General features: G+C 64.3%; 11 protein-coding genes. All 11 read right to left on the minus strand.

The window, feature by feature from the left end; genetic code table 11:
- Positions 1-32: 32 nt before the first annotated feature.
- The 11 genes from ACP7AX_RS02070 to iolD all read right to left on the minus strand — a co-directional run bounded on the left by ACP7AX_RS02070 (position 33) and on the right by iolD (position 13,562).
- Positions 33-1,076 carry a Gfo/Idh/MocA family protein gene (locus ACP7AX_RS02070; RefSeq protein WP_426225218.1) on the minus strand — a complete coding sequence of 348 codons (1,044 nt, stop codon included), beginning with the start codon at positions 1,074-1,076 and terminating at the stop codon, positions 33-35.
- Positions 1,077-2,072: a Gfo/Idh/MocA family oxidoreductase gene (locus tag ACP7AX_RS02075; protein ID WP_426225219.1), complete on the minus strand. Its 996-nt coding sequence runs from the start codon at positions 2,070-2,072 to the stop codon at positions 1,077-1,079.
- A 121-nt stretch (positions 2,073-2,193) separates the two neighbouring features.
- Positions 2,194-3,129 (minus strand): ATP-binding cassette domain-containing protein, encoded by a 936-nt coding sequence (locus tag ACP7AX_RS02080; RefSeq protein ID WP_426225220.1) that lies wholly within the window; start codon positions 3,127-3,129, stop codon positions 2,194-2,196.
- 10 nt (positions 3,130-3,139) lie between these two features.
- A complete protein-coding gene (locus ACP7AX_RS02085; RefSeq protein WP_426225221.1) occupies positions 3,140-4,189 on the minus strand; it encodes an ABC transporter permease in 1,050 nt (349 codons plus the stop codon).
- Positions 4,190-4,252: 63 nt separating this feature from the next.
- Positions 4,253-5,254 carry a substrate-binding domain-containing protein gene (locus ACP7AX_RS02090; RefSeq protein ID WP_426225222.1) on the minus strand — a complete coding sequence of 334 codons (1,002 nt, stop codon included), beginning with the start codon at positions 5,252-5,254 and terminating at the stop codon, positions 4,253-4,255.
- Between the two features lie 360 nt (positions 5,255-5,614).
- On the minus strand, positions 5,615-7,057 hold the full coding sequence (locus tag ACP7AX_RS02095; protein ID WP_426225223.1) for a sugar porter family MFS transporter: 1,443 nt from the start codon (positions 7,055-7,057) through the stop codon (positions 5,615-5,617).
- Positions 7,054-7,929 carry a sugar phosphate isomerase/epimerase family protein gene (locus ACP7AX_RS02100; RefSeq protein ID WP_426225224.1) on the minus strand — a complete coding sequence of 292 codons (876 nt, stop codon included), beginning with the start codon at positions 7,927-7,929 and terminating at the stop codon, positions 7,054-7,056. The genes ACP7AX_RS02095 and ACP7AX_RS02100 overlap by 4 nt, the downstream gene beginning before the upstream one ends.
- A 53-nt stretch (positions 7,930-7,982) precedes the next feature.
- Positions 7,983-8,996 carry a Gfo/Idh/MocA family protein gene (locus ACP7AX_RS02105; protein WP_426225225.1) on the minus strand — a complete coding sequence of 338 codons (1,014 nt, stop codon included), beginning with the start codon at positions 8,994-8,996 and terminating at the stop codon, positions 7,983-7,985.
- A 42-nt stretch (positions 8,997-9,038) separates the two neighbouring features.
- Positions 9,039-9,956, minus strand: a complete 918-nt coding sequence (locus tag ACP7AX_RS02110) for a sugar phosphate isomerase/epimerase family protein (protein WP_426225226.1) — start codon at positions 9,954-9,956, stop codon at positions 9,039-9,041.
- Positions 9,957-10,041: 85 nt separating this feature from the next.
- On the minus strand, positions 10,042-11,571 hold the full coding sequence (locus tag ACP7AX_RS02115) for a CoA-acylating methylmalonate-semialdehyde dehydrogenase (protein ID WP_426225227.1): 1,530 nt from the start codon (positions 11,569-11,571) through the stop codon (positions 10,042-10,044).
- Positions 11,572-11,633: 62 nt separating this feature from the next.
- Positions 11,634-13,562 (minus strand): 3D-(3,5/4)-trihydroxycyclohexane-1,2-dione acylhydrolase (decyclizing), encoded by a 1,929-nt coding sequence (gene iolD, locus ACP7AX_RS02120; protein WP_426225299.1) that lies wholly within the window; start codon positions 13,560-13,562, stop codon positions 11,634-11,636.
- Positions 13,563-13,582: the final 20 nt, after the last annotated feature.

Raw genomic sequence — 13,582 nt, forward strand, 5'->3', positions numbered from 1 at the left:
CAGGTCCTTTCGATAGTCAGTACAACAATTGATCAGGCGGAACCGCTGTGTTCGCCCGGGAACTCAATGCCGAGCTGCCGCCGGATTTCATCGGCAGCTTCAATGGTCCTGAGGGAGGAAGCGAGCAGCCGCTGCGGGGCTTCAGTTTGACCGGCAGCGATGGCGCGGGCCACCGCCGCCGCTTCATGGTGCAGGCCCTCGAAGTGGCCGCCGGCTGGTTCGTCGTGGCGGAGCCGCCTGCCGTCGGGGAACCGGATTTCAAATCCTCCGGGCATGTTGAAGGGGCCGTCGATGGTCAAGGTGGCAGCGGAGCCCACGATGGTTGCTGCCGTGGGCGTGAAATTGTGGAGTTGGGTGTTCATCACGGCCTGGCTTCCGCCGGGGAATTCCATGATGGCGGAGAGCTGGGCATTGACCCCCGATTCGTGCTGCTGGCCCGCGGCGTGGAGCTGGTCAGGCGAGCCCAGGACCTCGGTGATGAGTGCCAGCGGGTAGGTTCCCAAATCCAGCAGCGGGCCGCCGGCCAGGGCCGGATCAAAGATGCGATGGCTGCGGTCGAAGTACTCGCCGTATTCGGCGAGGACAGTGGTCACGGTCCCCAGCACGCCGTCGTCGAGCACTTGCTTGATTACGTCGAATTTGGGCAGGAAGAAGCTCCACATTGCCTCGGCGGCGAAAACCCCGGCAGCTGTGGCCCGGGCGGCGATATCCCGCGCCTGCGCCGCGTTGAGGCCGATGGGTTTCTCGATCAGGACATGTTTGCCCGCGCCGAGGGCGAGCAGGGCGGCGCTGTGGTGGACGTTGTGGGGCGTGCAGACGTACACGATGTCGACGTCGGGAGACTCCGCCAACTCCTCGTAGCTCCCGTAGGCGGCGGGCACACCGAAAGTACCGGCAAACGCCTTGGAGCGGGCCAGGGAACGTGAGCCGACGGCGGCGATCACCTGGTTTGTGTGGGCCTGCACCGATTCCGTGAAGCGCTCGGCAATCCACCCCGGGCCCATGATCCCCCACCGCAGGGAGGGTGCGTCCCGTGAGTCCGGCACACGTGCTGCCGGCAGGGAGGTCAGGGGCATCTAGTAGATCACTTTCGTGAAGGCTCCATCACTGTGGAGCGAGCGAATCATGGCCTGGGCAACCTGCGATGCCTTCAGGCCGTCTTCTGCGGTGGCGAGCGGCGCGGGTTCGCCGCGGCGGAGCGCCGAAATCCAGGCCTGGAGCTGCAGGCGGTAGGCGTCGGCGAAGCGCGGGCGCCAGTCAGCGGGGATATCGGAGCGGTGCTGCCCCTCCTGGTGGATGGCCAGGGCGGCGGGTTCCGGCAGGGCGGCGGTGCCGTATTCCGACACGATCTCGCACGCGGTGGTGTAGCCGTACCGGGCGTTGAGGAAGAGTTCCAGGGTGGCAAGGGTGCCGTCTGCTGCGCGCAGCAGCATGAAGGAGGGGTCCATCAGATCGCCGGTGCTGTGCCGGGAACTGCGTCCCGCTTGCCAGGAGACCTCGGTGATGGGAGAGCCAAGCAGCCAGGGGATGATGTCCAACTCGTGGATGGCCGAATTGGTGATGGCGGATTCGGAGCTTGCACCCGGCCCTGAGGATGCCGTCCGGCTGATGCAGTGCACCTGCAGGGGCTCGCCCTGGCTGCGTGCCTGGGTGGCTTCCCGCAGCGCGGCGTACCCGGGATCGAAGCGCCGCATGAATCCCATGGAGAGCAGCCGGGCCCCGGTTGCGGCAAGGATGTCGGCTTCGGCTTCCACCACTTCGCGGCTCTCCAGGAGCGTCGGCGCCAACGGTTTTTCACACAGCACTGGAGTCATCGCTTCAAAGCATTCAAGGACCAGGCCGGCGTGGGTATCGTCATGCGAGGCAATGACGACGGCGTCAACCTCACTTGAGTCGATGAGCTCGGAGGGGTCGGTGGTGATGCGTGCCGACGGCGGCGCCGCTGCCGCCGCACGTCCGGCGTCGAGGTCTGCCACGAAGGTGACTTCAGCCCCGCTGATGGTGGTGGAGAGGTTCCTGATGTGGTCTGCGCCCATGACACCGGCGCCGATAACGCCAACCCGGATCGGCATGTTGTCTTCCCGTCTGTTTCCTCGTGGCCTGGCCGGCCTTTATTTGTGCCATGACAGGGCGGGAGGGGCCCTCCGGTCATTCCGGCGGGCCCCGACGCTGTCCGTCTGCATGGGTGCGGGCCTACACGTGCCGTGGGCTGCTTTCCCGTGAAGCTTCGGCGACGTCGGCAACGTCCGCGACTTCCGCCTTGACTTCCTTGACGATGTCGCCGTGGCCACCGAGCTGTTCGAGCTCGTGGGCGAGCTCCGCCAGCTCCGCGCCGCCGGCCATCTGTGCGGTGAGCTCGTCCAGGGTGATGTCCTTCTTGTCGTAGTAGCCGATCGACTTGCCGCGCTTGAGCAGCAGGAACCGGTCACCGACGGGGAAGGCGTGGTGCGGGTTGTGGGTGATGAAGATGACCCCCAGCCCACGGTCGCGGGCCTGCAGGATGTAGCGGAGGACCACACCGGACTGCTTCACGCCCAGTGCCGCCGTCGGTTCATCCAGAATCAGGACCTTCGCACCGAAGTACACAGCGCGGGCGATCGCGACACACTGGCGCTCACCGCCGGAGAGCTGGCCGATGGGCTGCTCCACGTCCCGGAGATCGATGCCCATCTCGGCGAGTTCCTTTTTGGTGATGTCCTTCATCTTTTCAACGTCCATGCTCTTGAACGGGCCGAAGCCGGACGTCAGTTCGGAGCCAAGGAAGAAGTTGCGCCAGATCGGCATCAGGGGCACAACGGCAAGGTCCTGGTAGACGGTGGCGATACCGACGTCGAGGGCGTCCCGGGGCGAGCTGAACTTCCGTTCCTCACCCATGATGTTCAATACCCCGGCGTCGTGCTGGTGCAGCCCGGCGATGATCTTGATCAGCGTGGACTTGCCCGCACCGTTGTCACCGAGGACGCAGGTGACGCGGCCGTTGTCCACGGCCATGGTGACATCGGACAGGGCAACGATGTTGCCGTAGTGCTTGCCTACTCCCTCAAGTGAGAGCAGGTGCACGGGGGTGTGGGTGAGCGGGTCCCGTTCATTCTGCAACAGGGTCTGCTGGTCAATCTGCTTGGCATTCATTCCGGGCCCCTTACTTGAGTTCCGCGCGGCGTTTGACGATGAGGTTGACGATGGTGGCCAGCAGCAACATCAGGCCCAGGAAGAACTTGAACCAGTCCGGGTTCCACTGGGCGTAGACGATGCCCTTGTTGGCCATGCCGAAGATGAACGCGCCGATCGCGCCGCCGATCGCTGAACCGTAGCCGCCGGTCAGGAGGCACCCGCCGATCACTGCGGCGATGATGTAGAGGAACTCGTTGCCCACGCCTTCGCCGGACTGGACCGTGTCGAAGGCGAAGAGGTTGTGCATGCCCAGGATCCAGCCGCAGAAGCCCACTCCCATGAACAGGCCGATCTTGGTGGCCTTGACCGGGACACCAACGGCGCGGGCGGCGTTTTCGTCCCCACCGACGGCGAAGATCCAGTTACCCACCCGGGTCCGCATCAGCACCCAGGTTGCCACAGCGACGAGCGCAATCCAGATGAAAACCGTGATGTTGACGTCGATCCCGCCGATCTTCACTGAAGACGCGAAGACCGCACGGGCGGCAGCGAAGCCGTCCATGTCCGAAATCGAGGGGGAAGACACGCCGCCGCCGATCATGCGGGTCAGGCCGAGGTTCAGGCCGGTGAGCATCAGGAAGGTAGCGAGGGTGACGATGAAGCTGGGCAGTTTGGTCTTCATCAGGATCCAGCCGTTGATGAAGCCGATGGCCAGGGAGACCACCAGGGCCAGGGCTACCCCCACCCAGATGTTCGTGCTGAAGTACCAGCTGAACATCGATGCCGTCAGTGCGGAGCTGATCACCGCAACACCAGTGGAAAGGTCAAACTCACCGCCGATCATAAGCAGCGATACCCCGACGGCCATGATGCCAATGGTGGAGCTGCCGTACAGCACTGTGGCAAAAGACGCCGGCTGGAGGAAGGTCTGGGAGACCACGGCAAAGAAGATGAACAGGACGATTGCGCCGACGAGGGCGCCGACCTCCGGGCGGCCGAGGAGCTTCTGGAGGGGGTTGCGTTTGCCGATTCGTTCATCGGCGACGGGGAGGGGGGACTTGGATAGTGTCTGGGTCATGGGGTTCTCCTGCTAGGGCGGGTTCCGGAGCCCGAGGACTCCGGAACCCGGCTCAGAGCATCCTTAGCGGATGCCTTCCTTGGCGAATTTGAGGACGTCAGGAGCTGCTGCCTGATCGATGATCGACGGACCTGTCAGGACCGGCAGTCCGCCACCCACGTGGTAGCCGCCGCGCTTGACCTGCCACAGGGCGTCGATGGCGCCGTAGCCCTGAAGCCATGGCTGCTGGTCAACGGTGAAGGCCACCTTGCCGTCGATGATCGCCTGGGCAAGGTCACCGTTCATGTCGAAGGAGGCAACCTTGACTTTGTCCTGCAGTCCCAGGGCTTCCACCGCTTTGTTGATGGTGAGGGTGAACGGTGCGCCGAGGCCGATGATCGCGTCTGCGTCCGGGGTGGCCTGGAGCTTTGCAGTCACGGTGGAGGAAACCTGGGTCATGTCGGTTCCCTGGACGAACAGGTTTTCGGTGGCAGGGATCTTCGTTTTGACGCCTGCGCAGCGGGAATCGAGGGCGACGTTTCCCTGTTCCATGATCACGCAGATGGGGCGCTTGGCTCCGAGTGCGGCGAGCTTCTCGCCAACGGCTGCGCCAGCCAGGTTTTCGTCGGAACCGAAGTGGGTGAAGGCCCCCACGTCACCCCAGACATCCGCACCGGAGTTGAGGCTGACAACCGGGATTCCAGCGTCGGTGGCCTTCTTCAGGACATCCTTGAGCGCATCCGGTTTGGCCAGCGTCACGGCGATGCCGCTCACCTTCTGGTCAATGGCCTGCTGGATCAGCTGGGCCTGGCGTCCGCCTTCGGGATCTGAGGTGTAGAGCAGTTCCACGTTGTCTTTCGCGGCTGCCTCTTCAGCACCTTTGCGGAGGATGTCCCAGAAGGTATCGCCCGGGGCTGCATGGGTGACCAGCGCAATCTTGATCCGTTCAGTCGTGGCCACCTGGCCGCCGCCTGCACCGCCGCCGGTCTCCTCGGACTTGCCGCCGGTGCTTGAACATGCACTGAGGGCCAGCATCGGGACAACCGCTGCTACCAGTGCCGCCTTACGCCAAGAGAGTTTTACCACTGTGAATCTCCTTTGATTTCAGCTCCGGGCTGCCACTTTGCAGCCGCCGGAATATCGCCTATATCGATCATGGTGATCCAGCGCACAGATGTCAATACTTTGTCCTGACATTAGGATGTAAACACGTAAATTTCGACGGCGTCACAGCCAGTAGACGCCTCGATGGAACCGGCCCGCCATGCGCCAGGAATGATCGGCGGCAGGCTGACGACTCCCAGCACCGCAACAACGCGGGGTCACTTCCCTCCCAATAACCGACCGTTATTGGGCGGGAAGTGACCCCGCGTTGCTGGTGGACGGCAATGGGCAGTTCCGCGGTGGTCTGCGGAACTGCCCATTCGTTTCTCGAAGAGAACTGGTTCAGACGGTGAGGGTTTTGGTGCTTTCCGGCTTCACTCCTGCGATGTTCTTGAAGTAATGCTCCAGGTCCTCGAGGCTCTTGTCCTTGGTCTCAGGAACGAATCTGGCGGCGAACAGGATGGCACCAACGCCCAGGACCGCAAAGACGAAGAACGTGTTGGAGAGCCCTATCGCCGCGAGCAGCTGCGGGAACCCGAAGCCGACCAGGAAGTTCACGATCCAGAGCACAAAGGCAGAGGCCCCCATGCCGAGACCGCGCATTTTCAGCGGGAAGATCTCAGACAGCATCAGCCATGTCACAGGCGAGATGGCACCCTGCTGGAACGCAAGGAAGGTGACGGTCAGAGCCAGAATTACAAAGCCCCGCCCGGTCCCTTCCGGCAGGACCAGGGAGAAAATGCCGATCAGGAGCAGGGCGCTGGTGGTGCCGATCTGGCCTGTGATAAGCATTTTTCGCCGGCCCACCTTGCCCAGGAGCCAGATGCCCACGAAGGTGGCCACAACCGAGATAATGCCGTTGGCGATGTTGGCGGTCAGTGCAGCCTCGCGCCCAAAACCTGATTGGGCGAGAATCTGGGTGCCGTAGTACATGATCGAGTTCACGCCGGTGATCTGCTGAATGACGGCCAGGCCGATGCCAACCACGAAAATCCGCCGCAGCCAGGGAATACCAAGGTCTTTCCACGAGCCCATCTTGGACTTGTAGTCCTCCACGGCCATCGCTTTGACTTCCTCGAACTCGGCCCGGGCTTCCTCCTGGGAACGGATGCGCCGGAGCACGCTGAGCGTCTCGCCGAAGCTTCCCATGGAGGCGAGCCAGCGAGGGCTCTCCGGCATGAAGTTCATGCCGATCCACAATGCGATGGCCGGCAGCGTGGCGATTACCAGCATCCAGCGCCAGATACCGCCGGCCTCGCCGAAGGTGTTGCCAAGGTAGGCGTTGAAGATGAACGCCAGCAATTGCCCTGTGACGATCATGAGTTCGTTCTGCGTGACGATCCGCCCGCGCCGGGCACTCGGCGAAACCTCGGCAAGGTAAACGGGAACCGTGACGGACGCCCCGCCAACGGCCAGGCCAAGGACAAACCGGGCCAATATCATCACTTCGGTATTCGGAGCGAAAGTGCAGGCCAGAGTACCCACCAGGAAGATGATGGCAAGGACCATGATCATCTTGCGGCGGCCGTTCCGGTCCGCGAGGCGGCCACCAAACAGCGCCCCGAAGGCTGCACCGAAAAGCAGCGAGGACGTCACCAGGCCTTCTGTGAGCGGTGTGAGGCCCAGGTCTTCCTGCATGTAGGGCAGCGCACCGTTGATCACCCCCGTGTCATAGCCGAAGAGCAGTCCCCCGAACGTGGAGATGATCGTGACGGTCCGCAGTGCCCGCTTATGGTTGGGTGGCTGTCTAAGGCTGGTGTCCGCGGAAGCGGACACCCCCGTCATACGCTCACCTTTCGGACGTACTGCTTCATGGTCTCCAGCTGGTAGCGGGAAACCTCCTCGGCGTTGTCGTCCTCAGCGAACACGCTGGAGACCATCACAGCGTTCTCGTTGTCCAGGAAGCCGATCTCCTGCAGGCCGCCGAAGAATTCATCCCAGTTGACATCGCCGTCGCCGATCTTGAGGTGCTGGTGCACCCGGACCGGGTTGCCGGGCGGGTTGGTGATGTAGCGCAACCCGTGCGAGGCATGGTGGTCCATGGTGTCGGCCACGTGGACGAGGCGGAGCTTGTCCCCTGCGGCCCGCATGATGTCCAGCGGCGCGTTCTTCATATGGAAGCTGTGCGAGGCGACGTAGACCAGGCCGACATTCTTGGAGTTCAGCCCACGGATGACACGGATGGCGGCCAGGCCTTCCTCAACGAAGTCGTCCGGGTGCGGGTCGATCAGGAGGTCGATCCCCTCCCGCTCAATGATGGGAAGCAGTTCTTCCATGGAACGGTAGAAGGCCCGCTCCGACTCCTCGGCTTTCTCCGGCCTCCCGCTGAACTCGGTGTTCATGGTGCTGACGCCCAGGTCCACCGTGATCTGGATGGCACGCTTCCAGTAACGCACAGCGGCTTCGCGGGCGTCCTCGTCGGGACCGGACCAGCGGAGCACCGGCAGGACGGAGGCGATTTCGATGCCCGCATCCCTGCAGGCCTTGTTCAACTGGCCCACCAGTTCGTCGTCGGCTTTGGGGTGGTTATAGAACGGGATCAAGTCTGCATGCGGGGTCATCTGCATGTACTTGTAGCCCAGGTCGGCTGCCACCCGCGGGAATTCGAGCAGGCTGTGCGAGTGGTGGAACGGGGTGGGGTCAAGGGCGATTTTCACGAAGGACACTCCATTGTGGTTCAGGGGGGTCGTCAGGGCGGTTGCGGGCATGCCTAGCTGTAGAGGGCAGGCTTGGCGTTCAGCTTCACGGCAACCTTTTCGCCGTTCTTCTGCGCCTCGACGCCGGCTTCGCAGCACGCGGCGGTGGCATAACCGTCCCAGGCGGTGGGACCACCGATCTCACCGCGAAGGGCGGCGTCCACCCATGACTGGATCTCGACGTCGTACGCGGCACCGAAGCGCTCCTCAAACCCGGGCGTGACGTTGCCGCCCCAGTGCCCGGCACTGCGCGTGTAGGGGCCCTTGTCCCCGCCGATGCTGACGATGCCCTCTTCAAAGGAGGCCTGGGTGGCCACTTCGTAGCCGAACTTGGCGTTGACATAGATCTCGACGTCGGCCAGGACGCCCGACTCGGTTTCGAGCAGGACGTGCTGGGGATCGTGCTGCCCGGCGGGGGCGTTTTTTGTGGCCTTGCCGAGCCGTACCTGGACGCTGGTGATTTCCTCGCCGGTGAAGAAGCGGATGGCATCGAATTCATGGACCACGGAGTCGTTGATCAGCATTTCGTTGGTGAAACCCGGCGGCGTGGTGGGATTGCGGTGCTGGTGGTGCAGCATCAGCAGTTCGCCCAGTTCGTGGTTCTGGATGATCTGGCCAAGCGCTGCGTATTCGGCATCGAAGCGGCGCATAAAGCCGACCTGGATCCGTTTGTGGCCCAGCTTCTCTTCCGCTTGGACGATCTTCCAGGAAGAGGCGGCGTCCGGGGTCAGCGGCTTCTCACAGAGGATGGGGATGTCCTTGGCAAGTGCCTTCAGCAGGATGTCCTCGTGCAGGAAGCCCGGGGTGGCGATGAGGACGGCGTTGACGTCCCCGTTGCTGAGGGCTTCCTCGGCGTCGGCCAGGGCGACTGCGCCCGGGATCCCTTCGATTGCCGCCTGGGCCCGGGCCAGGTCGACGTCGACGACGGCGGCAACTTCAGCTCCGTTGATCCGCTTGGTGAGTCGCTGGATGTGGTCTGCGCCCATGCGGCCGGCGCCGATGACAGCGACGCGGAGGGTTTCAGTCATTGTGGTGTCCTTTGGGGTGAGCTTGCGGAAGCGGGTTGGGCGTCAGCTGACGGTGGTGCGGGAGCCGCAGGAGAGCAGGTAGTTGCGGGTTCGCTTGGCGATCGGCATGGGAACGTCGAAGGCCACCGGGTACATGTCCTGCTCCACGATGCCGAAGATCGGCCGGTTCAGTGCTTCAACTGCTTCGATGACGGCGCGCAGGTCCGGCAGGCCGTTCGGCGGCTCGGTCATGACGCCGGCCAGATTCGCTGCAGCCCAGGTCATGTTTTCCTCGTTGACTCGTCTGAGGATCTCCGGGTTGATCTGCTTCAGGTGCAGGTAGCCGATCCTGTCCGGGTAGTTCTTGATGAGCTCCAGGCTGGAGGCGCCGCAGTACTCAGCGTGGCCGGTGTCCAGGCACAGGTTCAGGAACTGCGGATCCGTTGCCGCGAGCAGCGTCTCGATGTCTTCCTGGGCGCCCACGTGGGAATCTGCGTGGGAGTGGAACTGCTGCTTCAGGCCGAAGTCCTCCAGCAGGGTTTTGCCGAGCCGGTTGTGGCCTGCGAAGAGGTCGCTCCAGGCCTTCTCGGTGAGCTGGCCGCTTTCCACTGCCTCGCCGGTGACGTCATCGCGCCACATGGCCGGGATGACCACCATGTGTTCGCCGCCCATGGCAGCGGTCAGCTCGGCGACCTTGCGGGCAGGTTCCCAGGCGGTTTCCCACTGGTCCAACCCGCGGTGGAACGCGGTGAAAACAGTGCCGGCACTGATCTTCAGGTCACGCTGCTTCAGCTCCTCGGCCAGGCGGGCGGGATCGGTGGGCAGGTAGCCGTAGGGGCCCAGTTCGATCCACTTGTAGCCGGCTTCTGCGACTTCGTCGAGGAACCGCTCCCACGGGGTCTGTTGTGGATCGTCGGCGAACCAGACGCCCCAGGAATCCGGCGCGGTGCCGATGATCAGCTTGTTCTGTACGTCAGTCATGACAGCGTTGTCTTTCTTGTATCGGCTGGGCCCACGCCGCCAGGGTTCCCTGGCCGAGCTTGCGAGGCGAGGGCGGCGGTGGGGATTAGTTGGAGGGGAAGTTGTAGGAGGCGCCGGAGGCGTGGTGGGTTTCGGGCCAGCGGGAGGTGATGACCTTGCCGCGGGTGTAGAAGGAGACGCCCTCGGGGCCGTAGATGTGCTTGTCGCCGAAGAGTGAGGCTTTCCAGCCGCCGAAGGAGTGGTAAGCCACCGGGACGGGCAGGGGCACGTTGATGCCGATCATGCCCACGGTGACGGAGCGCTGGAATTTGCGGGCTGCGGCGCCGGAGGAGGTGAAGATGGCGGTGCCGTTGCCGTAGGGGTTGGCGTTGATCAGCGTGATGCCGTCTTCGAGGGTGTCGACGCGGACCACCACGAGGACGGGGCCGAAGATTTCCTCGGTGTAGGCGGTCATTTCTGTCTTGACGTGGTCGATGACTGTGGGGCCGACCCAGAAGCCGTCCTCGTGGCCGGGGACCACGAGGTCGCGGCCGTCCACCACCATCGCCGCTCCCGCGGCTTCGGCTTCGGTGACGATCCGGACGATGCGTTCCTTGGAAGCCGGGGTGATGACCGGGCCCATTTCGGCGTCGGGGTCGGTGCCGTTGTTGACCTTCACGGCCAGGGCGCGTTCTTCGACCTTTTTCACGATCAGGTCCGCGGCGTCCCCGACGGCAACGGCGACGGAGATGGCCATGCAGCGTTCCCCGGCGGAGCCGAACGCGGCAGCGGCGAGGTGGTCGGCCGCGTTGTCCAGGTCGGCGTCGGGCATCACGATGGCGTGGTTCTTCGCCCCACCCAGGGCCTGGACGCGCTTGCCGTGCTTGGTGGCGGTCTCATGCACGTACTGGGCGATCGGGGTGGACCCGACGAAGGAGATGCCGTCCACGTCCGGGTGGGTCAGGAGCCCTTCGACGGTTTCCTTGTCGCCGTGCAGGACCTGGAACACGCCGTCGGGCAGTCCGGCCTGCTTCCAGAGCTTGGCCAGCAGCATCGAGGCGGAGGGGTCGCGTTCGGAGGGCTTGAGGATGAAGGCGTTGCCGGTGGCGATCGCCATCGGAGCCATCCACAGCGGCACCATCACGGGAAAGTTGAACGGGGTGATGCCCGCCACCACGCCGAGCGGTTCGCGGAAGGAGAAGACGTCGATGCCGGTGGAGACCTGGTCCGAGTAGTCGCCCTTGACCAGGGACGGGATGCCGCAGGCGTATTCGATGACTTCCAGGCCGCGGCCGATCTCGCCCTTGGCGTCCGAGAGGACCTTGCCGTGCTCGGCGGTGATCAGGGCAGCGAGGTCATCCACATGGGCGGCGACGAGTTCGCGGAACTTGAAGAGCACGGCGGTGCGCTTGGCGAGGGAGATGTCGCCCCAGGAGTCCGCGGCCTTGCGGGCGGCCGCGACCGTGGCTTCCAGGTCGGCGCGGTTGGCCAGGCGCAGCTCACCCGACACCTTGCCGGTGGCCGGGTTGTAGACGGGCTGGGTGCGGGTGCCCTCGCCGGCGGTCTCGGCGCCGTTGATGAAGTGGTTGATGGTGCTGGTCTGGGTGGGATTGGTCTGGGTGCTGGTGGCAGTCATGGGACTCTTCCTTGAGTAGGTGGAACGAAGTGTCTGTATGAAGTGGTTCGGCGTGGAGGTTCTCAGCCGAGGAATGTGCGCTGGCGGTTCTTGTGTTCAACGTAGGTCTGGTATGCCTGCTGGGTGGACTTGAGTTCGGAGACCTCGGAGACAGGAACATCCCACCACGATTCGGAGCTCGGGGCGTCCAGCAGCGGGTCCGATTCGACGTGGATCAGGATGGGGCCGCCGCGCTCCGGCGCCGCCTTGGCATCGCGGATGGCCTGTTCGAGTTCGGCAATGACCTTCTCCCCCGGTTCAATCCGGATGACCTTTACGCCCAGGGACTCGGCGTTCAGGGCCAGGTCCACCGGGAGGGTCTCGCCTTCGTCGAAGCTGTGCTGCTCCTCGTTCAGGGCCCGGTACTGCGTGCCGAACCGCTGCGAACCGAGCATTTCCGAGAGCGAGCCAATGGAGGCGTAGCCGTGGTTCTGGATCAGGACCACGATCAGCTTGATGCGTTCGGCGACGGCGGTGACCAGTTCGGTGTGCATCATCAGGTAGGAGCCGTCCCCCACCATCACGACGACGTCGCGCTGGGTTCCGCCCCTTGCCGCCTCGGCAAGTGCCGCGCGCTTGACGCCGAGGCCGCCCGGGATTTCGTAGCCCATGCACGAGTATGCGTACTCCACGTGGTAGCCGAACGGGTCCCGGACCCGCCACATCTTGTGCAGGTCCCCGGGCAGGGAACCCGCCGCGCAGATCACGACGTCGGCCGCGTCCATGGCGCGGGACGTGGCGCCGATGATTTCGTTCTGTGCCGGCAGCGGCGTGTACCGGGTGTCGAAGGCTTCGTCCACGGTGGCGTCCCAGCGCTTCTTCTCGGCCGCGACCTGCTGTTCCAGGTCAGCGCCCACTCGGTAGCCGCTGAGGGCTGCGTTGAGCTTAAGCAGGGCTTTGCGGGCGTCTGCCACGATCGGCAGCGAGGTGCCGTGCTTGTACGCATCGATGGGGGCGACGTTGATGTTGATGAACTTCACGTCCGGGTTCTGGAACGCGGTCCGGGAGGCGGTGGTGAAGTCCTCGTACCGGGTGCCGATCCCGATGATCAGGTCAGCCTCGGCAGCGATGGCATTCGCCGCCGTCGTGCCCGTGGACCCGATGGCACCGAGCGAGTACTTGTGGTCCCAGGGCAGGACGCCGACGCCTGCCTGCGTGTTGCCCACCGGGATTCCAGTCAGCTCAGCGAGAGCGGCGAGTTCATCGTTCGCGAAGGCATAGAGGACACCGCCGCCGGCGATGATCAGCGGGCGCTTCGCCGCGCGGATCGCGGCCGCGGCGCGGGCAATATCCGCATCGTCGGCATCCGGGCGCCGGATCCGCCACTCACGCTCCGCCAGGAACTCCTCCGGGACGTCAAAGGCCTCGGCCTGGACATCCTGCGGCAGCGAGATGGTCACCGCACCGGTTTCGGCCGGGTCAGTCAGGACGCGCAGGCCGTGGTGGAACGCGGAGAACAGCTGCTCGGGCCGGTTGACCCGGTCGAAGAACTTGGACAACGGCCGGAACGCGTCATTGACCGTGATGTCGTAGGCGTATGGCTGCTCGAGCTGCTGCAGCACGGGATCCGCAGCGCGGGTAGCGAACGTATCGGACGGCAGCAGCAGCACCGGCAAACGGTTCGTCGTCGCCAACGCTGCACCGGTGAGCAGGTTCGAGGACCCGGGACCGATCGAGGTGCTGATCGCGAAGGTCTGGCGGCGGCGGGTGTGCCGGGCGTAACCCACGGCCTGGTGCGACTGCGCCTGCTCATTGCGGCCCTGGTAGTACGGCATGATGGCCGGATCAAGCTGCTGGTACTGCTTCAGGGCCTGGCCCACACCGGCAACGTTGCCGTGGCCGAAGATGCCGAACGTGCCCGGGATCAGGCGTTCGCGGTAGTCCACTCCCCCGACCGTGTCCACGGTGTACTGCTTCGAAAGGTACTCGACCACGGCCTGGGCCACCGTCATCCTGCGTGTTCCCGATGAAT

Origin of the sequence: Pseudarthrobacter sp. DSP2-3-2b1, assembly GCF_049895945.1 — a bacterium.
Lineage (GTDB): Bacteria > Actinomycetota > Actinomycetes > Actinomycetales > Micrococcaceae > Arthrobacter.